19 protein-coding genes are annotated in these 19,508 nt (G+C 71.7%); 5 read left to right on the plus strand and 14 right to left on the minus strand.

Features of this window, described 5'->3' with window-relative positions:
• Window positions 1–52 precede the first annotated feature (52 nt).
• Window positions 53–901, minus strand: a complete 849-nt coding sequence (locus BOQ63_RS32315; protein ID WP_030551132.1) for a helix-turn-helix transcriptional regulator — start codon at window positions 899–901, stop codon at window positions 53–55.
• A 113-nt stretch (window positions 902–1,014) separates the two neighbouring features.
• Here BOQ63_RS32315 and BOQ63_RS32320 point away from each other — a divergent pair, with 113 nt between their 5' ends.
• The 3 genes from BOQ63_RS32320 (at window position 1,015) to BOQ63_RS32330 (ending at window position 2,930) form a co-directional block, all read left to right on the plus strand.
• Window positions 1,015–2,025, plus strand: a complete 1,011-nt coding sequence (locus BOQ63_RS32320) for a hypothetical protein (protein WP_143174812.1) — start codon at window positions 1,015–1,017, stop codon at window positions 2,023–2,025.
• A gap of 276 nt (window positions 2,026–2,301) precedes the next feature.
• Complete coding sequence (locus tag BOQ63_RS32325; protein ID WP_030281729.1) at window positions 2,302–2,523, plus strand: type II toxin-antitoxin system VapB family antitoxin; 222 nt, start codon at window positions 2,302–2,304, stop codon at window positions 2,521–2,523.
• The gene (locus tag BOQ63_RS32330; RefSeq protein WP_030281727.1) at window positions 2,520–2,930 is read left to right on the plus strand and encodes a PIN domain-containing protein; all 411 of its coding nucleotides are present in this window, start codon (window positions 2,520–2,522) and stop codon (window positions 2,928–2,930) included. Before BOQ63_RS32325 ends, BOQ63_RS32330 begins: the two co-directional genes overlap by 4 nt.
• A gap of 12 nt (window positions 2,931–2,942) precedes the next feature.
• On the opposite strand, the gene BOQ63_RS32335 is transcribed toward BOQ63_RS32330, so the two are convergent.
• From BOQ63_RS32335 to BOQ63_RS32385, 11 genes are all read right to left on the minus strand, one after another.
• On the minus strand, window positions 2,943–3,671 hold the full coding sequence (locus tag BOQ63_RS32335; RefSeq protein ID WP_191093606.1) for a sirohydrochlorin chelatase: 729 nt from the start codon (window positions 3,669–3,671) through the stop codon (window positions 2,943–2,945).
• Between the two features lie 10 nt (window positions 3,672–3,681).
• Complete coding sequence (locus tag BOQ63_RS32340) at window positions 3,682–4,575, minus strand: ABC transporter permease (RefSeq protein ID WP_030281723.1); 894 nt, start codon at window positions 4,573–4,575, stop codon at window positions 3,682–3,684.
• Window positions 4,562–5,365: an ABC transporter ATP-binding protein gene (locus tag BOQ63_RS32345; protein WP_030281720.1), complete on the minus strand. Its 804-nt coding sequence runs from the start codon at window positions 5,363–5,365 to the stop codon at window positions 4,562–4,564. Before BOQ63_RS32345 ends, BOQ63_RS32340 begins: the two co-directional genes overlap by 14 nt.
• Before the next feature lie 179 nt (window positions 5,366–5,544).
• Window positions 5,545–6,708 carry an aliphatic sulfonate ABC transporter substrate-binding protein gene (locus BOQ63_RS32350; protein ID WP_072655395.1) on the minus strand — a complete coding sequence of 388 codons (1,164 nt, stop codon included), beginning with the start codon at window positions 6,706–6,708 and terminating at the stop codon, window positions 5,545–5,547.
• A 243-nt stretch (window positions 6,709–6,951) separates the two neighbouring features.
• Window positions 6,952–8,280, minus strand: a complete 1,329-nt coding sequence (locus BOQ63_RS32355; RefSeq protein WP_043388332.1) for a sulfate adenylyltransferase subunit 1 — start codon at window positions 8,278–8,280, stop codon at window positions 6,952–6,954.
• Window positions 8,280–9,218 carry a sulfate adenylyltransferase subunit CysD gene (cysD, locus tag BOQ63_RS32360; protein ID WP_030551126.1) on the minus strand — a complete coding sequence of 313 codons (939 nt, stop codon included), beginning with the start codon at window positions 9,216–9,218 and terminating at the stop codon, window positions 8,280–8,282. The genes BOQ63_RS32355 and cysD overlap by 1 nt, the downstream gene beginning before the upstream one ends.
• Window positions 9,215–9,811, minus strand: coding sequence for an adenylyl-sulfate kinase (cysC, locus tag BOQ63_RS32365; protein WP_072655396.1), 597 nt, complete (start codon window positions 9,809–9,811; stop codon window positions 9,215–9,217). Before cysC ends, cysD begins: the two co-directional genes overlap by 4 nt.
• A gap of 35 nt (window positions 9,812–9,846) precedes the next feature.
• Window positions 9,847–10,548: a phosphoadenylyl-sulfate reductase gene (locus tag BOQ63_RS32370; protein WP_030281706.1), complete on the minus strand. Its 702-nt coding sequence runs from the start codon at window positions 10,546–10,548 to the stop codon at window positions 9,847–9,849.
• Window positions 10,529–10,708, minus strand: coding sequence for a hypothetical protein (locus tag BOQ63_RS32375; protein ID WP_030281704.1), 180 nt, complete (start codon window positions 10,706–10,708; stop codon window positions 10,529–10,531). Before BOQ63_RS32375 ends, BOQ63_RS32370 begins: the two co-directional genes overlap by 20 nt.
• A 72-nt stretch (window positions 10,709–10,780) precedes the next feature.
• Window positions 10,781–12,505 (minus strand): nitrite/sulfite reductase, encoded by a 1,725-nt coding sequence (locus BOQ63_RS32380; RefSeq protein ID WP_030281702.1) that lies wholly within the window; start codon window positions 12,503–12,505, stop codon window positions 10,781–10,783.
• A gap of 197 nt (window positions 12,506–12,702) precedes the next feature.
• Entirely contained in the window at window positions 12,703–12,786 is an 84-nt protein-coding gene (locus tag BOQ63_RS32385; RefSeq protein ID WP_310593185.1) for a putative leader peptide, read from the minus strand.
• Window positions 12,787–12,975: 189 nt separating this feature from the next.
• Here BOQ63_RS32385 and BOQ63_RS32390 point away from each other — a divergent pair, with 189 nt between their 5' ends.
• Window positions 12,976–14,373, plus strand: a complete 1,398-nt coding sequence (locus tag BOQ63_RS32390) for a YihY/virulence factor BrkB family protein (protein WP_078958663.1) — start codon at window positions 12,976–12,978, stop codon at window positions 14,371–14,373.
• A gap of 126 nt (window positions 14,374–14,499) precedes the next feature.
• Here BOQ63_RS32390 and BOQ63_RS32395 read toward each other — a convergent pair whose 3' ends face one another.
• Window positions 14,500–16,251 (minus strand): FtsW/RodA/SpoVE family cell cycle protein, encoded by a 1,752-nt coding sequence (locus BOQ63_RS32395; RefSeq protein ID WP_063756531.1) that lies wholly within the window; start codon window positions 16,249–16,251, stop codon window positions 14,500–14,502.
• Between the two features lie 303 nt (window positions 16,252–16,554).
• On the opposite strand from BOQ63_RS32395, the gene BOQ63_RS32400 reads away from it, so the two are divergent.
• Window positions 16,555–17,589, plus strand: coding sequence for a cytochrome c oxidase assembly protein (locus BOQ63_RS32400; RefSeq protein ID WP_050366858.1), 1,035 nt, complete (start codon window positions 16,555–16,557; stop codon window positions 17,587–17,589).
• 945 nt (window positions 17,590–18,534) lie between these two features.
• On the opposite strand, the gene BOQ63_RS32405 is transcribed toward BOQ63_RS32400, so the two are convergent.
• Window positions 18,535–19,308 (minus strand): hypothetical protein, encoded by a 774-nt coding sequence (locus BOQ63_RS32405; protein ID WP_072655398.1) that lies wholly within the window; start codon window positions 19,306–19,308, stop codon window positions 18,535–18,537.
• Window positions 19,309–19,508 lie beyond the last annotated feature (200 nt).

Genomic DNA, 19,508 nt, shown 5'->3' on the forward strand with positions numbered 1-19,508 from the left:
TTCGCTCCGCCGCCTGGTGGTTCGCGCCGGGCGGCGGGCCTCTGCCCGATGGCTACACCGTGACGGGCATGGGAGCCAGTCGGCGCAACCGCTCCGCCGTCTCCGCGTCACGCGGCGACATCACGATCAGCTGCAGCCCCTCCGCCGCCAGCAGCACGTGCTGGTCGATCCGCAACACGCCCAACTCCTCGTGCCGGAGCACCTTCTCGGCCCCCGAGCGCTCCGCGACCTGGTGCTCGTCCAGCCAGCGGTCCGCCTCCGGGTGCTCGCCCCGCACGTGCTGGATCATCCGGCCCAGGTGCCGGCCCACCGCCGTCGCCTCCCCACCGCGCTCCGCGTACGCCGCCCGCAGCTGGGCCAGGAAACGGCGGGCGTGCTGCTCCCAGTGCTCCACCCGCCGGCGGTGCACCGCGTTGCCGAACACCACCCAGGCCAGGTTGCACTCCTGCGGCGGCCGACCGGACAGCTCGAACAGCGCGTCCGCGCCCGGATTCCAGGCCCGCAGGTCCCAGTTGGCGTCCATCACCCAGGCCGGCGCCGGCCACTGGGCGTGCATCAGCCGCAGCAGCGACGCCGGCACCTCCGCGGGCGCGCCCACCTCCCCGTCCAGCGGATGGCTGCCCGCCAGCCGGAACAGGTACGCCGTCTCCGCCCGGTCCAGCCGCAGCGTCCGGGCCAGGCTCGCCAGCACCTCCGGCGAGGGATGGATGTCCCGGCCCTGCTCCAGCCACGTGTACCAGGTCACCCCCACCCCGGCCAGCAGCGCCAGCTCCTCTCGCCGCAGCCCCGGCGTCCGCCGCCGGCCCCCCGGCGCCAGCCCCACCTCCTGCGGCGTCAACCGGGCCCGGCGGCTGCGCAGGAAGCCCGACAGCTCGGTGCGGCGCTCCTCCGACTCGGCCATGTCCCCCGTCCTTCCTGGTGGTCGAACTACCAGTATCCCCACGCACTGCCGCGGCCCCGGCCCGAGCGGCAGGCTTGATCGCGACAGCGCAAGCCAGCTCCGAGGGATCCGTGATGAACCGTCAGAATCCAACCATCCGCCGCACTGTGGTCGCGATCGCGGCCGCCGCCCTGCTCGGCACCGCCGGTACGCTACCCGCCGCCGCGGCCGCCCACCGCCCGACCCCGGCCGTGATCGTCGGCCACGCTCCCACCCTGGTCCCCGAGGCGGGCGTCTGGGACGCCTCCCACCACCGCTTCCTGCTCGGCTCGCTGCGCCACGGCACCGTCTCCGCCGTCGCCCTCGACGGCAGCGTCCGCACCCTGGTGCAGGACCCCGCGCTGACCGAGATCGCCGGTCTGCGGATCGACCCCGTCCACCGCCGCGTGCTGGTCACCGACCTCGACAACGGCATCGGCGAGCGCAGCACCGCCGCGACGCTGGGGAAGATCGCCGGGATCGGGGCGTACGACCTGGACACCGGCCGCCGCCTCTTCTACACCGACCTCGCCACCGTCGCCGGCGACGGCGGCAGCCACCTCGCCAACGACATCGCCGTCGCCCCCGACGGCACCGCCTACGTCACCGACTCCTTCGCCCCCGTCGTCTACCGGGTGACGCCGGACGGGACCGCCTCCGTCCTGCTGCGCGACCCGCGCCTGACCCCCGCCCCCGGAACGTACGGCCTCAACGGCATCGTCTACCGGGAGGGCCACCTGATCCTCGGCAAGTGGGACGACGGCACCCTGTGGCGGGTCCCGTTGGGGAACCCGGCCGCCCTGCGACGCGTCGAGGTGGCCGGTGGCGCGTCCCTGCTCCACCTGGACGGCCTGCTCGGCCGCCCGGACGGCACCATCGCCGGCGTCACCAACGCCCTCTTCGGGGCCGGCCGCGATGCCGAGCTCGAACTGCGCTCCGACGACCACTGGCGCACCGCCCGGCTCACCGCCGTCCACCCCTCCCCGGACGCCACCCCCACGGCCCCCGTCGCCGGGCCGGCCGGCAGCCTCTACCTGCTCTCCGGCGGCCTCGCCGCCGCCGCCTCGGGCCACCCGACGGACGCCTTCACCCTGCGCCGGATCTGAGCGGCTCCGGCCCGGGCTACTCCACCGCCGACGGCAACCAGCCGGGTGTCCGGGACCGCGACCGCGCCGCCAGACAGAAGTGGAACCCCCGCCTGATCCCAACCGGCCGGCACCTTCACCTGGCGTTGGTCCGATCCATCCGGCGTGCGCGGCCCCGGCCGCGCGCCGTCGACGCCTCCGCGTGCCGCGCTCCCGGGAAGCTGGATCCTCGCCTCGCCATTGTTGGTGACATACAATTCCATGTACATCACCAACATCGGTCGACGGAGGTGCTGGATGTCCGTGACACAGATCGACATCGATGAAGAGGCGCTGGAGCGGGCGATGGCCCTCGCAGGCGTGCGGACCAAGAAGGAAGCCGTCAACCTCGCGCTGCGCTTCTATGCGGAGCAGCAGGAACGGGCCGCCCGCATCAGTAGGCATTTCGAGCGCGCCCGGCATTGGGGCGCAGTCGAGGACGCCGAGCGGCTGCACCGAGCCGAGAAGGACACCCGGTGATCTATCTGCTCGACACCTCCGCGCTGGTCCGGCTGCTGCGCGAGCCGAAGCTTCAGGCGGCCTGGTACGACGCGATCGACGCGGAGTCGATCGCGTCGTGCTATCCGCAGCGTGCCGAGTTTCTCTACAGCGCGCGCGACGGCCGGGAGTACGACGAGATCTCCGAGATGTTCGCCGACCTCTACCCGGACGTCTCAGTGCCCAAGAACGCAGGGCGCTGGATCGACACGGTGCAACGGCGGATGGCGCTCGCCGGGCAACATCGCAGTGCTTCCGCAGTTGACCTCATGATCGCGGCGACTGCTGCGCACCACGGACTCACGGTCCTCCACGACGATGCGGACTACCGCACCGTGGCGCGTTGTGCCCCGGATCTCAGTGAGCACAGCATCCTGGACTGCGCCTGAGGCTCGTGACCCTCAGGCGGTAAGGGCAGGAACCACGGGAGCCGTCAGGCGTGCCCGGTCGTAGCGTTGCAGCAGCAGGGCCGCCAGTTCGGGGGCGGGGCCGAGGGGGTCGGCCACGGTGTCCGCGTCGGTCGAGGCCGCTGCGATGCGGTCCGGCAGCAGGCCCGGGGCGAGCAGGTAGGGGGCCACGGCGGTGTGGGTGGCGCCGGCGGCGCGCAGGGCGGCGAGGGCGTCCGGGACGCGTGGGCCGGCGGCGGAAGCGTAGGCGACCTCGGCGGCGGCCCAGCCGCGGGTGCGGCGCCACTCGGCGGCGACGGCGCGGGTGGCGGCGTCGGCGGCCGGGTCGGAGGAGCCGGCCGCGGCCAGCACCACGCCGGTGCGGGAACGCACTGCCGCCGAGCCGACGTCGAGTCCGGCCTCGGCCAGGCGGCGGTCCAGGGCCGCGAGCAGCAGCGGGGAAGGCCCCAGGACATCGGCGAGGGGCAGCGAGGAGCCCGCGGCGCGCAGGGCGGCGGGGATGTCTTGCTTGGCGTGGAAGGCCCGGTTCAGCAGCAGCGGGACGGCCACCGCGTCCGCCAGCCGGCCGACCACCTGGGGGATCCGCGGGGCGCAGTGGTCCAGGTAGGCGGTGGCTACCTCCAGGGCGGGCCGCTGGGCCCGCACCTGCCCGACCAGGGCGGCGACGGTCGCGGCGTGCCGCGGGTCGCGGCTGCCGTGGGCGATGAGCAGCAGGGCGGGCATCAGCGGGGCCTCACTTGGTGGAGGCCAGCAGGCCGCGGTCGCGCAGCACCCGGCGCTCGACCGGGGTGAACACCAGCAGCTCGATGGCGATGCCGACGAACAGGATGAGGACGATGCCGAGCAGCACTCCGGACATGTCGGAGAACTCGCGCTGGTCCTCCAGGAACCGGCCGAGGCCCCGGCCGAGGTCGGGGGAGGAGGCGACGAGTTCCGCCGCCATCAGCGAGCGCCAGGAGAACGCCCAGCCCTGCTTGAGTCCGGCCAGGTAACCGGGCAGCGCGGCGGGGATGAGCACGTGTCGGGCCCCGGTCAGCCCGGTGGCGCCGAGGGTGCGTCCGGCCCGCAGGAACAGCGGCGGCACCTGGTCGATGCCGGCCACCAGGCCGTTGGCGATGGAGGGGACGGCGCCCAGCAGGATCACCGCGTACATCATCGAGTCGTTGATGCCGAGCCAGATGACGGCGGCCGGCACCCAGGCGACCGAGGGCAGCGACTGCAGGCCCTGGAGCACCGGGCCGATGGCGGTGCGCACCGGCCCGACCCGGGCGACGACCAGGCCGATCGGGGTGCCGATGACGACGGCGAGCAGGAAGCCGGACAGGCCGCGCCACACGCTGGTCCAGATGATCGAGAACAGCGTGCCCTGGTACCAGAGGTCCTGGAGGGAGCGCCAGACGTCGGCGGGGCTGGGCAGCTTGTACGAGGAGGTGAGGTGGAGGCTGTACGCGCCCTGCCACAGCGCCAGCACCACCAGCACGCCGATCAGCGGCGGCAGCGCCTTGGTCCGCAGCACCTCGCCGAGCGAGCTGCGCTGGGCGGCGACGGAGTCGAGGGCGTCCAGGCCCGCACCGACCTCGGCGGTGTCGCCGTCGTTCCTGGCGGGGGCGGTGTCAGTGCTGGACATGGCGACGGATCTCCCCACGCAGTTCTTCGGTGATCTCGATGGACAGGTCGGCGACGCCGGAGGACTCGATGCGGCGCGGCTGCGGCAGGTCGATCCGCCACTCGCGGGCGACCCGGCCGGGCCGGGAGGAGAGCAGGACGACGCGCTGGGCCAGGCGCACGGCCTCGCGCACATTGTGGGTGACGAACAGGACGGACAGCTGCCGCTCGGCCCAGATCCGGGTGATCTCGTCGTGCAGCACGTCGCGGGTGATGGCGTCGAGCGCGGCGAACGGCTCGTCCATCAGCAGCACCTTGCTGCCCTGGGCGAGGGCGCGGGCCATCGCCACGCGCTGGCGCATGCCGCCGGACAGCTCGTGCACCCGCTTTCCGTAGGCGCCGCCCAGGCGGACCAGTTCGAGCAGCCGCTCGGCCTCGGCGCGGCGCTCGGGGCGGGGGACACCGGCCAGCTTGAGGGCCAGCTCGATGTTCTTCCCGGCGGTGAGCCAGGGGAACAGGGCGTGCTCCTGGAACATCAGGGCGGGCCGGCCGCCGGGGACCTCGATGCTGCCGCGGCTGGGCTTGTCGAGGCCGGCGACCAGGTTGAGCAGGGTGGACTTGCCGCAGCCCGAGGCGCCGAGCAGGGTGACGAACTCGCCGGGCGCGACGTCGAGGGTGATGTCGTCCAGCACGTGGGTCTGGGCGCCCGGGCGGCCGAAGGACTTGTGCACGTGCGAGATCCGGACGGCGGGCGCGCCGCCGTCGCTGTCGAGGACGGGGGCGTCGGCCTCGGTGGTCAGTGCCGGGGTCATCGGGGACCTCCTGCTGAGTGATCTGGCAAAGGGCTGCGAAGCGGGGGCCGGGGTCCGGCCCCGGCCCGTCCCGGTGGGCATCGATCGGGGATCGACCGGGCGGGCGGGGACCGGACCGCGGATTCTGGGGCGGACTTCCGTACGGCTGGCGCTACTCGCGCTACTCGCGCCGGTCGGCGCTACTTGGCGCCGAGTCCGGCGTCCGCCACGGGCGCCTGGCCCTTGGCCGCGAGGACCTTGTTCAGCAGGGTGAGGTCGTAGATGCCGTTGAGGTTGGGCTTCTTGAGGAGCCCGGCGGTCACGGCGTGGTCGGCCTCGGCCTGCAGGGTGCCGGCCAGCGGGTCGTCCAGGAAGTCGATGTCGGCCCAGGCCGGGTCGAGGACGGCCGGCTCCAGGGCGTTGCCGGCCTCCTTCTTGATCGCCTCGTTGGCGTCGGCCTTGGCCTTGTCGGGGTTGGCCTTGATGAAGGCGTTGGTGTTCACCGAGCCGCGCAGCACGGCCTCGACCACGTCCGGGTGCTCCTTGAGGAACTTCTGCGAGACGATGAGGTTGGTGATCACGAACTTCTTGTCCGGCCAGACGTCCTTCTCGTTGAGCAGGACCTTCGCGCCGAGGGTGACCAGCTTGGAGGCGGTGGGCTCGGGCACCCAGGCGCCGTCGACGGAGCCCTGCCGGTAGGCGTCGGGGGTGACCTTGTTGTCGGTGCGCACCACCGAGACGTCGCCCGCGCCGGACGCCGCGTCCACCTTGAAGCCCTTGCCCGCCAGGTAGTTGAGCAGGGCCACGTCCTGGGTGTTGCCCAGCTGCGGGGTGGCGATCTTCTTGCCCCTGAGGTCGTCCAGCGAGGAGATCTTCTCCGGGTTGACCACCAGCTTGACCCCGCCGGAGGCCGAACCGCCGATGATCTTGAGGGACTTGCCGTCGGACTTGGTGTAGCCGTTGATCGCGGGGGAGGGGCCGATCCAGCCGATGTCGATGGAGCCGGCGTTGAGCGCCTCGATCTCGGCCGGGCCCGCGTTGAAGACCTGGGTCTTGATCTGGGTGGCGCCCAACTCCTTCTGGAGGATGCCCTCCTGGAGGCCGACCAGGGCGGTGCCGTGGGTCAGGTTGGCGAAGTAGCCGATCTTCACCGTGGGGGAGGACAGCTTGGCGCCCGAGGCGCCGGTCGCGGCGGCGGTGTCGGCCGAGCCGCCGGAGCCGCTGTCGGCGGCCTTGGAGCCGTAGCTGCAGGCCGACAGCAGGGCGACGGCGGTCAGGCCGGCGAGGGCGGCCGCGGCGGAGCGTCTGATCCGCCCGGCGTTGGGGCGGACGAAGGCATGGGAGGAGGCCGGGCTGGGTGCCATGGTGGTGGGTCCTGTTCGCGGACGGACCGTCGGAAAGCGGTCCCGGGTGGTCTGTTGGAAGTGGTGTGCGCGGCACGTCGGTGCCGGGGCAGGCCGGGCTGCGGTGGGGACGCGGCCCGGTGACGGGGCGTGCTCAGCCCCGTCGGCCCACACATCGGGTCAGGCCGCCCTGGCCGCTGCCGAGGACGCCGCTGCCGATGCGGCCGCCTTCCTTGTCCATGCCCGAGAACGCCTCGCTGGGCATCAGACCCAGTCCTCCTCTTCGGATGCGCCGGGAGCGTCGTCGCCGTGTACGGCCTCGAAGGCCTCGCCCGCCATGCCGGCGGTGAGGGTGGTGCCGTCGGCCGGGTCGATCAGCAGGAACGAGCCGGTGCGGCGGTTGTCGGTGTAGTCGTCGAGGGCCAGCGGTTCGGCGGTGCGCAGCTTCACGTGGCCGATGTCGTTGACGTTCAGCCCCTCGGCGCCGGAACGCCGCTGGAGCGTGTCGATGTCGATCCGGTAGGAGATCTCCTTGACCAGCGCGCGCACGGTGCGGGTGGTGTGCTTGAGCAGCACCTTGTCCCCGGCGCGCAGCGGCCGCTCGTTGAGGTGGCTGACGGTCGCCACGATGTCCTTGGTGGGGACGGGCGCGGCCCCGGCGGCGATCAGGTCGCCGCGGGAGATGTCGAGGTCGTCGGCGAGCCGGACGGTGACCGACTGCGGCGCCCAGGCGATGTCGCTCTCGCGGCCGAGGGCGTCGATCCCGGCGACGGTGGTGGTCAGGCCGGAGGGCAGCACGGTGACGGCGTCGCCGACCCGCAGCACCCCGGAGGCCAACTGGCCCGCGTAGCCGCGGTAGTCGGGGTGCTCCTCGGTCTGCGGGCGGATCACGTACTGGACGGGGAAGCGGGCGGGCTCCCGGCTCGGGTCGCTGCCGACCGGGACGGTCTCCAGGTGCTCCAGCAGGGTCGGGCCGCCGTACCAGTCCATGTGGGCGGACGGTTCGACGACGTTGTCCCCGGCGAGGGCCGAGATCGGGACGGCGAGGACGTCCTTGACGCCGAGGGAGGCGGCGTAGGCGCTGAACTCCTCGGCGATGGCGGCGAAGACGGGCTCGGCGTAGTCGACCAGGTCCATCTTGTTGACGGCCAGCACGACGTGCGGCACCCGCAGCAGGGCGGCGACGGCCGCGTGCCGGCGGGTCTGCTCGACCACGCCGTTGCGGGCGTCGACCAGGACGACGGCGAGCTCGGCGGTGGAGGCGCCGGTCACCATGTTGCGGGTGTACTGCACGTGCCCGGGGGTGTCGGCGAGGATGAACCGCCGCCGGGGGGTGGCGAAGTAGCGGTAGGCGACGTCGATGGTGATGCCCTGCTCGCGCTCGGCGCGCAGGCCGTCGGTGAGCAGCGCGAGGTCGGGCGCCTCCTGGCCGCGGCCCAGGGAGACGCGCTCGACGGCCTCCAGCTGGTCGGCGAGCACCGACTTGGAGTCGTGCAGCAGCCGGCCGACCAGGGTGGACTTGCCGTCGTCGACGGAGCCGGCGGTGGCGAAGCGCAGCAGGGAGGTGGCGCTGGTCTCGATGGTCGTGCTCATTAGAAGTACCCCTCGCGCTTGCGGTCTTCCATCGCGGCCTCGGACAGCTTGTCGTCGGCGCGGGTGGCGCCGCGCTCGGTGAGGCGGCTGGCGGCGATCTCGGCGATCACGGCCTCGATGGTGGTGGCGTCGGAGTCGACAGCGCCGGTGCAGGACATGTCGCCGACGGTGCGGTAGCGGACCAGCCGCCGCTCGACGGGCTCGCTGTCCTTGGGGCCGCCCCACTCGCCGGCGGTCAGCCACATGCCGCCCCGGGAGAAGACGTCCCGCTCGTGCGCGTAGTAGATCTCCGGCAGCTCGATGCCCTCGCGCTCGATGTACTGCCAGACGTCCAGCTCGGTCCAGTTGGACAGCGGGAAGACCCGCACGTGCTCGCCGACCGCGTGCCGGCCGTTGTACAGCGACCACAGCTCGGGGCGCTGGCGACGCGGGTCCCAGGCGCCGAACTCGTCGCGCAGCGAGAAGACGCGCTCCTTGGCGCGGGCCTTCTCCTCGTCCCGGCGGCCGCCGCCGAACACGGCGTCGAAGCGGTTCTGCTCGATGGCGTCGAGCAGCGGGACGGTCTGCAGCGGGTTGCGGGTGCCGTCGGGGCGCTCGCGCAGCACGCCGCGGTCGATGAAGTCCTGGACGTGGGCGACGTGCAGGCGCAGGTTGTGCTCGGCCACGACGCGGTCGCGGTAGGCGAGCACCTCGGGGAAGTTGTGCCCGGTGTCGACGTGCAGCAGCGAGAAGGGGACGGCGGCGGGCGCGAAGGCCTTGAGCGCCAGGTGCAGCATCAGGATGGAGTCCTTGCCGCCGGAGAACAGGATCACCGGGCGCTCGAACTCCCCCGCGACCTCGCGGAAGATGTGCACCGACTCGGCCTCCAGCGCGTCCAGGTGGGACAACGCGTACGGAGTGTCGTCGGTGCGGACCGGACTGTCGGTCGCGGTGGTCATGCCAGGCCCCTCTCGGTCAGGAAGGCGTGCAGCTCGGCGGCGGAGTCGGCCACCTCGCGGCCCTGCGTCTGGATCCGCAGCTCCGGGTTCTCCGGAGCCTCGTACGGGTCGTCGACGCCGGTCAGGCCCGAGATCTCACCGGCGGCCTGCTTGGCGTACAGGCCCTTGACGTCCCGTTCGGCGCACAGCTCGACCGGGGTGGCGACGTGGATCTCCAGGAACTCGGTGCCCGCCGCCGCGTGCCGCTCGCGCACGGCGGCGCGGGAGCCGGCGAACGGGGCGATCACCGGGGCGAGCACCTTGACGCCGTTGGCGGCGAGCTTCTCGGCGACGAAGCCGATCCGGGTGACGTTGGTGTGCCGGTCCTCGCGGGAGAAGCCGAGGCCCTTGGAGAGGAACTCGCGGATCTCGTCGCCGTCCAGGACCTCGACCTTGTGGCCCTCGGCGCGCAGCCGCTCGGCCAGTGCGAAGGCCAGGGTGGTCTTGCCCGCGCTCGGCAGCCCGGTCAGCCACACGGTGGCGCCGCGCTCGCAGGGGGCGGCCGCGCGGGCCGCCTCTGCGGCTCCGTCGGCTACCGAAGTGTCAGCTGTCACGGTTCTTTCCTAACGCGAGAGTGGTGATGGAATCGTCAGAGGTGGATGCCGCACTCTGTCTTGCCGGAACCGGACCAGCGGCCGGCCCGGGCGTCCTCACCCTCGCCCGGCTTACGGGTGCAGGACAGCGGCGAGCAGCCGATCGAGGTGTAGCCCTCCCACAGCAGCGGGTTGAGCAGCACGCCGTTGGCGGCGACGTAGGCGTCCACGTCCTCCTGCGTCCACCGGGCGATCGGGGCGATCTTGACCTTGCGGCGCTTCGGGTCCCAGGCGACCACCGGGGTGTTCGCCCGGGTCGGGGACTCGTCGCGGCGCAGCCCGGTGGCCCAGGCGTCGTAGCCGCCGAGGCCGCGGTCCAGCGGCTCGACCTTGCGCAGCGAGCAGCACAGGTCCGGGTCGCGGTCGTGCAGGTTCGGGCCGTACTCGGCGTCCTGCTCTGCGACGGTCCTCAGCGGGGTGAGCGTGATGACGTTGACCGGCATGGTCGCCGCCACCGCGTCCCGGGTGCCGATGGTCTCCGCGAAGTGGTAGCCGGTGTCCAGGAACACCACGTCCACGCCGGGGAACACCGACGCGGCGAGGTGGGCGACCACCGCGTCCTCCATCGAGGAGGTGACGCAGAACCGCTTGCCGAAGGTGTCGGCGGCCCAGCGCAGGACCTCCTGCGGCGTGGCCTCCTCCAGGTCGCGGCCGGCCCGGACGGCGATCGCCTCGTAGTCAGTCGCGGTGCTGCTCATGGGACGTACCCCCGTTGGTCGGTGACAGCAGGCCGAGGAACTTCAGCTGGAAGGCGCGGCGGCACCCGTGGCACTCCCAGGCGCCGTGGCCGGCCTCGGACGGGCGCAGGTCCTCGTCCCCGCAGTACGGGCAGAAGAACGGCGCCGCTCGCTCACTCATCGCCCACCTCGCTCCGCTCGGCGTTCGCTTCGCGAACACGCCCTGCCCTTTCGGTTCGCTCGCTCCGCTCGCTCACGACAACTGTTCCTCGGTGGCGCGGGCCGTCCACTGGGCGAAGCGCTCGCCCTCGGTGCGGTCGGCCTGGTAGCGGGTCAGCAGGCGCTCGACGTAGTCGGGCAGGCCGGCGCTGGTGACCTTGAGGCCGCGGACCTTGCGGCCGAAGCCGGCCTCCAGGCCGAGCGCGCCGCCCAGGTGCACCTGGTAGCCCTCGACCTGGTTGCCGTGCTCGTCGGTGACGAGCTGGCCCTTGAGGCCGATGTCGGCGACCTGGATGCGGGCGCAGGCGTTCGGGCAGCCGTTGATGTTGATGGTCAGCGGTTCGGCGAAGTCCGGGAGGCGCTGTTCGAGTTCGTCGATCAGGGAGCGGCCGCGCTCCTTGGTCTCGACGATGGCGAGCTTGCAGTACTCGATGCCGGTGCAGGCCATGGTGCCGCGGCGGAACGGCGAGGGGCTGACCCGCAGGTCGAGCGACTCCAGGCCGGCCACCACCGACTCGACGTGCTCCTCGGCGACGTCGAGGATCAGCATCTTCTGCTCGGTGGTGGTGCGCACCCGGTCGCTGCCGTGGGCGGCGGCGAGGTCGGCGATCCGGCCGAGCAGCTTGCCGTCGACCCGGCCGACGCGCGGGGCGAAGCCGATGTAGTAGCGGCCGTCCTGCTGCTGGTGGACACCGACGTGGTCGCGCCAGCGGGCGACGGGCTCGGCTGGCGCCGGGCCGTCGATCAGGCGGGCCTTCAGGTACTCGTCCTCCAGCACCTGGCGGAACTTCTCCACGCCCCAGTCCGCGACCAGGAACTTCAGCCGGGCGCGGTTGCGCAGGCGCCGGTAGCCGTAGTCGCGGAAGATGCTGATCACACCGCCGAAGACGTCCGGCACCTGCTCCAGCGGGACCCAGGCGCCCAGCCGCACGCCCAGCTTGGGGTTGGTGGACAGGCCGCCGCCGACCCAGAGGTCGAAGCCCGGGCCGTGCTCGGGGTGGACCACACCGACGAAGGAGACGTCGTTGATCTCGTGCGCGACGTCCAGCAGCGGGGAGCCGGAGATGGCGGCCTTGAACTTGCGCGGCAGGTTGGAGAACTCCGGGTTGCCGATGAAGCGGCGCTGGATCTCCTCGATCGCCGGGGTGCCGTCGATGATCTCGTCCCGGGCGACGCCGGCCACCGGGGAGCCCAGGATGGCGCGCGGGGTGTCGCCGCAGGCCTCGGTGGTGGACAGGCCGACGGCCTCCAGCTTCTGCCAGATCGCCGGGACGTCCTCGATCCGGATCCAGTGGAACTGGATGTTCTGCCGGTCGGTCAGGTCGGCGGTGCCCCGGGCGTACTGCTCGGAGACCTCGGCGACGGCGCGCAGCTGGGGGACCGTCAGCCGTCCGCCGTCGATGCGCACGCGCATCATGAAGTACTCGGCGTCCAGCTCGTGCGGGTCCAGGATCGCGGTCTTGCCGCCGTCGATGCCCTCCTTGCGCTGGGTGTAGAGCCCCCACCAGCGCATCCGGCCGCGCAGGTCGGCCGGGTCGATCGAGTCGAAGCCGCGGTGCGCGTAGATCGTCTCAATGCGTGTCCGCACATTGAGACCGTCGTCGTCCTTCTTGATCTGCTCGTTGGCGTTCAGGGGGGTGTAGTGGCCCATGCCCCACTGGCCCTCGCCGCGATGGCGGGTCACCTTGCGCGCTGCGGCGGGGCGGCGCGCGGCGGTGCGGTCGGCCGTGGGCTCGACGGTCTCGGGAGAGGTGGCCATGCTGAAGTCCTTCGGGGCAGGTGGCGCTGACGCAGGGTGGGTCGCGGAGCGTGCTCGGCCCTGCGGCGCTGCTGTGACCTGCGGGTTTCTCAGGTTCCGGGAGAGCAGTGGCCGGGCCGGGCGGGCGCCTGCGCATCCGTTGGTGCGGGGATGGCGGTGGGTCGGCGCCGGGTGCGGTGGTGCGGCGGGGTGGCGGCTCAGGTCACCGGACAGATGGCGCTGGACACGCGAAGGAGATCGACGTGGAGTCGACCTACTAGGGTGGTTCCGGCGCTAGGCATGGCAAGAGATTCGCACGGCCCGGGACTCCCGGTCCACTAACATCCGGATGCTGGACGCTGTGGTTTCGAGATGTGGGACGGTCGGGCGTTCCCGCCGCTCCCCGCCGGGCGCCCATACCTGCGGTGCGCACGCGCCCGTACCCCTGGGGGAGATCAACCGGAGCGTCCCGGCCCGATACCGTTAGCGCTGTGCAAGCAGCAGGCGATACGAGCAGACCGAACCCCGAGCGGCCGTCCCGGCGTCGGGGCAAGGGCTCCCGGCGCGCGGCCAAACGGGCCACCTGGCGCCGTACGGCGTGGGACTTGGTCAAGGACACCACCAACACCTGCGTCGAGTACCGGGTCACCGGCCTCGCCGCGGAGGCGGCCTTCTTCACCCTGCTGTCGATCCCGCCGCTGCTGCTCGGCCTGGCGGCCACCCTCGGCTACCTCGACAAGTTCCTCGGCGCCGGCACCATCGAACGGCTCAAGCACGACATCGTCTCGGCCTCCGGGACGGTGCTCTCGGAGTCCTCCGTCAACGAGGTCGTCAAACCGCTGCTCAGCCAGGTCTTCGACCACGTCCGGCCCGACCTGATCTCGATCGGCTTCCTCTTCTCGCTGTGGTCCGGATCCCGGGCGCTCTACATCTTCATCGACACCATCACCGTCATGTACGGGCTGGACGGCAAGCGGGGCATCGTCAAGACCCGGCTGATGTCGCTCGGCCTCTACCTCGGTGCCCTCGTCATCGGGTCCCTGGTGCTGCCGCTGATGATGGCCGGGCCCGGACTGGTCGAGAACGCCGTGTCAGGTCTCACGGGGGTGGTCAGCGCCGCCTACTGGCCGGTCGCGATCCTGCTGCTGATCGTCTCCCTGACCACCCTCTACCACCTGGCCGTACCGGTCTCCACACCCTGGCGCGAGGACATCCCCGGCGCGCTGGTCGCCCTGGTGGTGCTGGTCTTCTGCAGCGTCGGCCTGCGGATCTACCTGGTCAGCTCGATCGAGGGCCCCTCGGTGTACAGCTCGCTGGCCGCGCCGGTGGCCGTGCTGCTGTGGATCTTCGTGGTGGCCCTCGCGGTGCTCATCGGCGCGGCCATGAACGCCGCGATAGACCGCCGCTGGCCCACCCTGGAGACCGCCGACGCGCGTGCCGAGAACGAGCGTGCCCACGAGGAGGCCGCCGCCGCCGTGGTCCGCGAGGTCGCCGCCCGGCGGGCCGTCGAACGGGCCCGGCGCGCCCGCGAACTGGGGCTGGCCGAGGGCGTCGAGGAGGAGTGGGGCGAGGAAGAGGCGGACGACGTCGACGCGCCCGCCGAGTACCCCGAGCGGTGGGCCGACGTGCTGGCGGCCGACAACGTGCGCGGGCGCCTCACCGCCCGGCCCGGGCCGCACCACCGGCCCGCTCCGCCGCCGCCGGACAGCGACCGGCCGGTGGGGCCGTCGCCGGGGGCACCGCCGGGGGCGTCGGGGGAGCAGCCGGGGTCGGGGCGGCCCGGGCCGGGAGCGCAGGGGCCGCAGGGGCCTGGGCTGCCGCCGGAGCGGCCGGGGTCGGGGCCGGGCTACCCGTCCAGGCCGCCGCGGCCGCCGTGGGAGCAGCGGTAGCTGGTTCTCCGTCGGCAGGTACGGGACAGGGCCTCCCTCGCGGGTCGCGGGGGAGGCCCTGTGCGTTCGTCCCGGGTGTCCCGGGTGTCCCGGGTGTCCGAGGTGTCCGGGGTGTCCGGGGTGTCCTCAGGCGGACGGGTTCGAGGGGAACGGGGACTGCGGCGGCAGACCGTAGCCCTGGGTGTGCTGCTCGTTGACCGGCGGGTAGCCGTACGAGGCCTGCGGGGCGGGCGGCTGGGGCCCGGCGGGGTGCGGTGCGGCGGGCGGGCGACCGAACGCGGGCCGCAGCTCGGTGGCGGCGCCCGGGTCCGCGCCGGGGCCAGCGGTGGTCTGTGCGCTCGGGTCGGATTCCGGGGCCAGGGGTCGGCCCGCGCCGCCCAGGGTGTGGCCCGGGCCGGGGTTCGGGCCCCGGCCCTGGCTCCCGCCGGGCGGGGCCGGGTCGGTGGCGGCGGGGCGGTCACCCGGGCCGGTCTGTGCGGGGAGCGGCTCGGGGGAGGTCTGGACCGGGTCGAGGGCGGTGCGTCCCGAGGAGTCGCTGAGCTTGATCAGCAGCGCGACCATCAGCCAGTTCGCCAGCAGTGAGGACCCACCGGCCGCCAGGAACGGCAGCGCCTTCCCGGTCAGCGGGACCAGCCCGCTCACGCCGCCGACCACCACGAAGATCTGCAGCGCGAGCGCCGCCGACAGCCCGGCCGCGAGCAGCTTGCCGAAGGGGTCGGTCAGGCCGATCGCGGTGCGCAGGCCGCGCTGGATCAGCAGCACGTACACCAGCAGGACGGCCGTCACCCCGGCCAGGCCCAGCTCCTCGCCGATGGTGGTGAAGATGAAGTCGCTGCGTCCGGCGAAGCCGATCAGCCACGGCCGGCCCGATCCCAGGCCCGTCCCGGTGATGTGGCCGGTGCCCAGGCTGAACAGCGCCTCGGCGGGCTGCTCGGAGATCGCCGGGTCGTGCACCGGCTTGTAGTAGTCGAGCGGGTGCAGCCAGGCCTCGACGCGGCCGTGCACGTGGGGTTCCAGGGTGCCGACCACCGTCGCGCCGCCGACCGCCATCAGCAGGCCGAGCACCACCCAGCTGGTGCGCTCGGTCGCCACGTACAGCATCACGATGAAGAGGCCGAAGAAGATCAGCGAGGTGCCGAGGTCGCGCTCGAAGATCAGCACCAGCAGGCTGACCGCCCAGATCGCCAGCACCGGGCCGGCGTGCCGGCCGCGCGGCAGGGTCATCCCCCAGACCTTCCGCCCGGCCAGCGCCAGGGCGTCCCGGTTGGCCATCAGGTAGCCCGCGAAGAAGATCGTGATCGCGACCTTCACGAACTCGTCCGGCTCGAAGGACGGCAGCCCGGGGAGCTTGATCCACCGCTTGGCGCCGAAGCTGTCGGTCGGCGAGAACACCGGTGCGGTCAGCAGGACCAGGGCGCCCGCCATCATCACGTAGACGTACCGCTGGAAGAAGCGGTGGTGCTTGACGAAGACGATCAGCGCGATCGCCGCCGCCACCGAGATGAACACCCACATCATCTGCGAGGGCGCGGCGGGGAGCTTCTGGTAGTCGCCCTTGCCGGGGTGCGCGGCCTTGTAGCTGAAGTCCAGCCGGTCCAGCAGCATCAGCCCGAAGCCGGTCAGGAAGACGCCCAGTGGCAGGATCAGCGGGTCCGCGTACGGCGCGAACCGGCGCACCGCCAGGTGCGCGACCGCGACCAGCGCCCCCAGGGACAGGCCGTGGACCAGCAGCCCGGACGGCAGCTTGCCGGTCAGTGCCAGCGAGGCGTCGATGTGTCCGGCCAGACAGACGGCCACCGCGAGCGCCAACAGGCCCAGCTCGATGTTGCGGTGGCGCGCGGCCAGCCGGCGGCCCTCGCCGCGTGCAGTGCTTTGCACCTCTTGTCGTCCCCTTGTTGTCACCCACGTGGCCGGTATCGCGCCGACGGTGCATCCTGCCAGACGAACGCGGCCCCGCGCCGGTTGCGCCTGCGGGCCCGGCAAGGGCAGAACTTTGCCTTGGCAAAGCTTTGCCGGGCTTCGGTAAAGCTTTGTTCAGGGCCGGGTATAGAGGTGGGCCCCGGCTGCGGCGGGGCGGGTCGGAAGGGACATCATGGCCGGGCGCCGCGGCCCCTGCCCGGCGACTCCCGGCGCCCTCCCCGGCGACCCCGGGGAGCGGGTGCGGACGAGGTGGGCGGACGGATGAACGGCGCGGTGGATGTCGCGGTCCAGGCGCTCGGCCACGGTGGCGCGGCCCGGGCGCTCGCGTACAGCGGACCGCCCGCGTGGCAGTGGTCCGACCTGGCCACCTCCTGGACGCTCGAACCGCTCGTACCCGCCCTGTCGGTGCTCCTCGGCGGCTGGTACCTGACCGCGGTGCGCACCGTCCACCGCGGCGACGGCCAGCGCTGGCAACCCACCCGCACCGCGGCCTTCCTCGGCGGGCTGCTGCTGTGGATCTGGTGCACCTGCTCCGGGCTCGGGGTGTACGAGCGCATCCTCTTCACCGACCGGGCCGTGCAGGTCGTGCTGCTGCTCATGGTCGTCCCGCTGCTGCTCGCGCTGGGCGCGCCCGTCTCGCTGCTGGTCGAGTCCTCGCCGGAGCACCGGCGGGAGCGGATCCTGCGGGTGCTGCGCAGCAGGCCGTCCAAGGTGCTGATGTTCCCGGCGGTCTCCACGGCGCTGCTGATGGCGCCGCCGTGGCTCCTCTACTTCACGCCCTGGTACGAGTGGTCGCTCTCCAGCGGGGTCGGGAACGTGGTGCTGCACCTGGCACTGGTGCTGCTGGGCCTCGCCTACTTCTGGCCGCGGCTGCAGCTCGACCCGGTCGGGCACGAGTACCCGCACCTGGTCGGGCTGTTCATCACCTTCGCCGAGGTGATCTTCGACGCCGGGCTCGGGATCGTGCTGATCTACGGCGGCCACCTCGTCGCCGAGCACTACTACGTCGCGCTCGGGCGGCCCTGGGGGCCGAGCCTGGCCCAGGACCAGACCTGGGGCGGCAACGCCTTCTGGGTGCTGGGTGACTTCGTCGGGCTGCCGTTCGTGGCCGCGCTGGTGCGGCGGATGGTGGTACAGGGGCGCGAGGAGATCAAGGCCGTGGACGCCGAGCTCGACGCCCGCTTCGAGGCGCAGGCCGCGCAGGCCCGGGCGGCGGGGCTGCCGGAGGAGGAGGAAACGGGCATGCGGCCGTGGTGGCTGGACGACCCGAACCTCAAGCACCGGTACGGCGGGTAGTCCTCGTTCCCCGACCCGGCGACCCCGGCCTGGTTCCATCAGCCGGTAGGCCTCGTACCGGAGCTTGTTGGTCTGCAGCGGCCTGCCCAGCTCGTCCAGGATCACGTACCCGGAGTCCCGGTGGGCATCGCATGCTGCGAGCTTTTCGCGGACGCGGGTAGCCTTCAGTGCCCGGAACACCGGATACGGAAGCGGAAGCACTCGCCCACCGGCATCCGTCTTGGGCCCCTTCTCCACGACCTTGGTCCTACTTCCCCGCTCCCGGTCCTTGTCGTAGACCAGCGTCCGGGTCTTCCGCAACAGCAGGTGTTGTGAGTACCGGGGCTTCCCCACCACGTGGATGGGCAAGCATCTCGACTGCCTGGACTGGCTGCGCATCGACCGGGCGCGTCGGCTGCGGCGGCGGTGTGGCGAACGGGGTCCGGGCGGGCTTCGGCTTCTTGTCCGCGGCCGGCGCCATCACGGTGTCCTCGGCGGGAATGCTCTCCAGGGCCTGCTTCGCAGGTGGGGTCTCCTCGACCACCAGGACCGGGGTCACCGGTCCCCTGAAATGCAGGGTGACGGATAGTGCCACTCCTTGCCAAAAGCCGGATCGGCGACCGGGAGGGATTCTGCTCCTAAGGTCTTGACGATTGCCGCCCCGGTCTAATGTGCGTGGCTCTCGTTCTGCCACATGAGGACGGATTGTGCGGCGCAGGGGCGCAAAAAGCTGTAAGGCATCTTACAAACATAGCCGCCATTGACAATGGCGGGATGGGTGTGAGATTGCAGAAAAGGGCGTACCAGCAGAACGGAACGAAAATTATTGTCATTGACGCGACACTAATTTGGCTCCTCATGATCTATCCCCGCAGGCAGCCGTGATCGAAGAGATGCCCCCTCCTGGGCGGCATGAGAGATCACCACCCAAGAGAGGGCATCAGCTTCCACATGAAGGAAGGCGGGTCAGCGCCTCGTCTGCTGCGAAGACGAACCAGCGCCAACCTGGGAGCCGCTCCTGACCTTCGGCGTCCCGTTCGGAAGGGCCTGGATGCGAACCGGGTGCTGCATCTGCCGAAGCGGCGGCTGCACAGCATCAATCTTCTGGCGAATCCGCTTGCTCATGCGGGTGATCTGGTCGCCAGTGACCTCTTGCCAACCAGTTGAAGCCGTGACCTGGTCCACGCTGATGTAGTCACCGGACTGCAGCTGAAGCGGGCCGGGCACCGCGCCCATGAAGTCGACCTGGCCCGTATAGCCGGGGATGAACCAGCCGCGCAGGGCGAAGTCGGAGACCGGGGTGCCACCCTTCTGGTAGTAGAGCTGCTGCTCGGTGGGGTCGCACACCTCCTGGATGATGATGTAGCCGGTGCCGTCGCCGTTGTCGATGAAGCACGTTGAGTTGGTCAACGGATCACCGAGCATCTCCAGCAGCTCGTGGCTGGCAACGCCAGTCCAGGGCACGTTGTTGTCGTTCGAGAGCTGGGCGAAGATGACCCCGTAGGGGTTGTAGTTGGTGTCAAGGGAGTGGTACCCAAGAGCACCCTGGGGGTCGTTCGGTCCGGGGTTGTCCACGATGGTGATCGGCCAGCCAGTGCCGCCGATGTCGATGGTGGCGTCAACTCCCCACGCCGGAGCGAAGTCCTCACTGACTTGAAGCTGGAGGTCGTTGACCGCCGACTCAAGATCGGCGTCGGAGACGACCGAGCTCATGTTGAAGAAACTGACGTAGTACGCCACTGTGCCTCCACAAGCGTGTGTCTGGGGTCGGTGAGTGACCAACCGCGAGCTGCGGAGAAGATTCCGCGAACAGAAGGGAAGGTTCATAGACTCACCGAGATCATCCAGCCACGTACCATGAGACCCTGCCACTGGGTAGAGCCGTTCGCAGGAATGGCCATCATGTGTCCACGTAGATCCAGTAAGCAGGCGCTTCGCGC

Source organism: Streptomyces viridifaciens, assembly GCF_001888885.2.
GTDB classification, from domain to species: domain Bacteria; phylum Actinomycetota; class Actinomycetes; order Streptomycetales; family Streptomycetaceae; genus Kitasatospora; species Kitasatospora aureofaciens.

Coding starts and splice junctions, on each gene's coding strand:
- BOQ63_RS32315 (WP_030551132.1), bottom strand. CDS start 901: ATGGCCGAGTCGGAGGAGCGCCGCACCGAGCTGTCGGGCTTCCTGCGC.
- BOQ63_RS32320 (WP_143174812.1), top strand. CDS start 1,015: ATGAACCGTCAGAATCCAACCATCCGCCGCACTGTGGTCGCGATCGCG.
- BOQ63_RS32325 (WP_030281729.1), top strand. CDS start 2,302: ATGTCCGTGACACAGATCGACATCGATGAAGAGGCGCTGGAGCGGGCG.
- BOQ63_RS32335 (WP_191093606.1), bottom strand. CDS start 3,671: ATGCCCGCCCTGCTGCTCATCGCCCACGGCAGCCGCGACCCGCGGCAC.
- BOQ63_RS32340 (WP_030281723.1), bottom strand. CDS start 4,575: ATGTCCAGCACTGACACCGCCCCCGCCAGGAACGACGGCGACACCGCC.
- BOQ63_RS32345 (WP_030281720.1), bottom strand. CDS start 5,365: ATGACCCCGGCACTGACCACCGAGGCCGACGCCCCCGTCCTCGACAGC.
- BOQ63_RS32350 (WP_072655395.1), bottom strand. CDS start 6,708: ATGGCACCCAGCCCGGCCTCCTCCCATGCCTTCGTCCGCCCCAACGCC.
- BOQ63_RS32355 (WP_043388332.1), bottom strand. CDS start 8,280: ATGAGCACGACCATCGAGACCAGCGCCACCTCCCTGCTGCGCTTCGCC.
- cysD (WP_030551126.1), bottom strand. CDS start 9,218: ATGACCACCGCGACCGACAGTCCGGTCCGCACCGACGACACTCCGTAC.
- BOQ63_RS32370 (WP_030281706.1), bottom strand. CDS start 10,548: ATGAGCAGCACCGCGACTGACTACGAGGCGATCGCCGTCCGGGCCGGC.
- BOQ63_RS32375 (WP_030281704.1), bottom strand. CDS start 10,708: ATGAGTGAGCGAGCGGCGCCGTTCTTCTGCCCGTACTGCGGGGACGAG.
- BOQ63_RS32380 (WP_030281702.1), bottom strand. CDS start 12,505: ATGGCCACCTCTCCCGAGACCGTCGAGCCCACGGCCGACCGCACCGCC.
- BOQ63_RS32385 (WP_310593185.1), bottom strand. CDS start 12,786: ATGCCTAGCGCCGGAACCACCCTAGTAGGTCGACTCCACGTCGATCTC.
- BOQ63_RS32400 (WP_050366858.1), top strand. CDS start 16,555: ATGAACGGCGCGGTGGATGTCGCGGTCCAGGCGCTCGGCCACGGTGGC.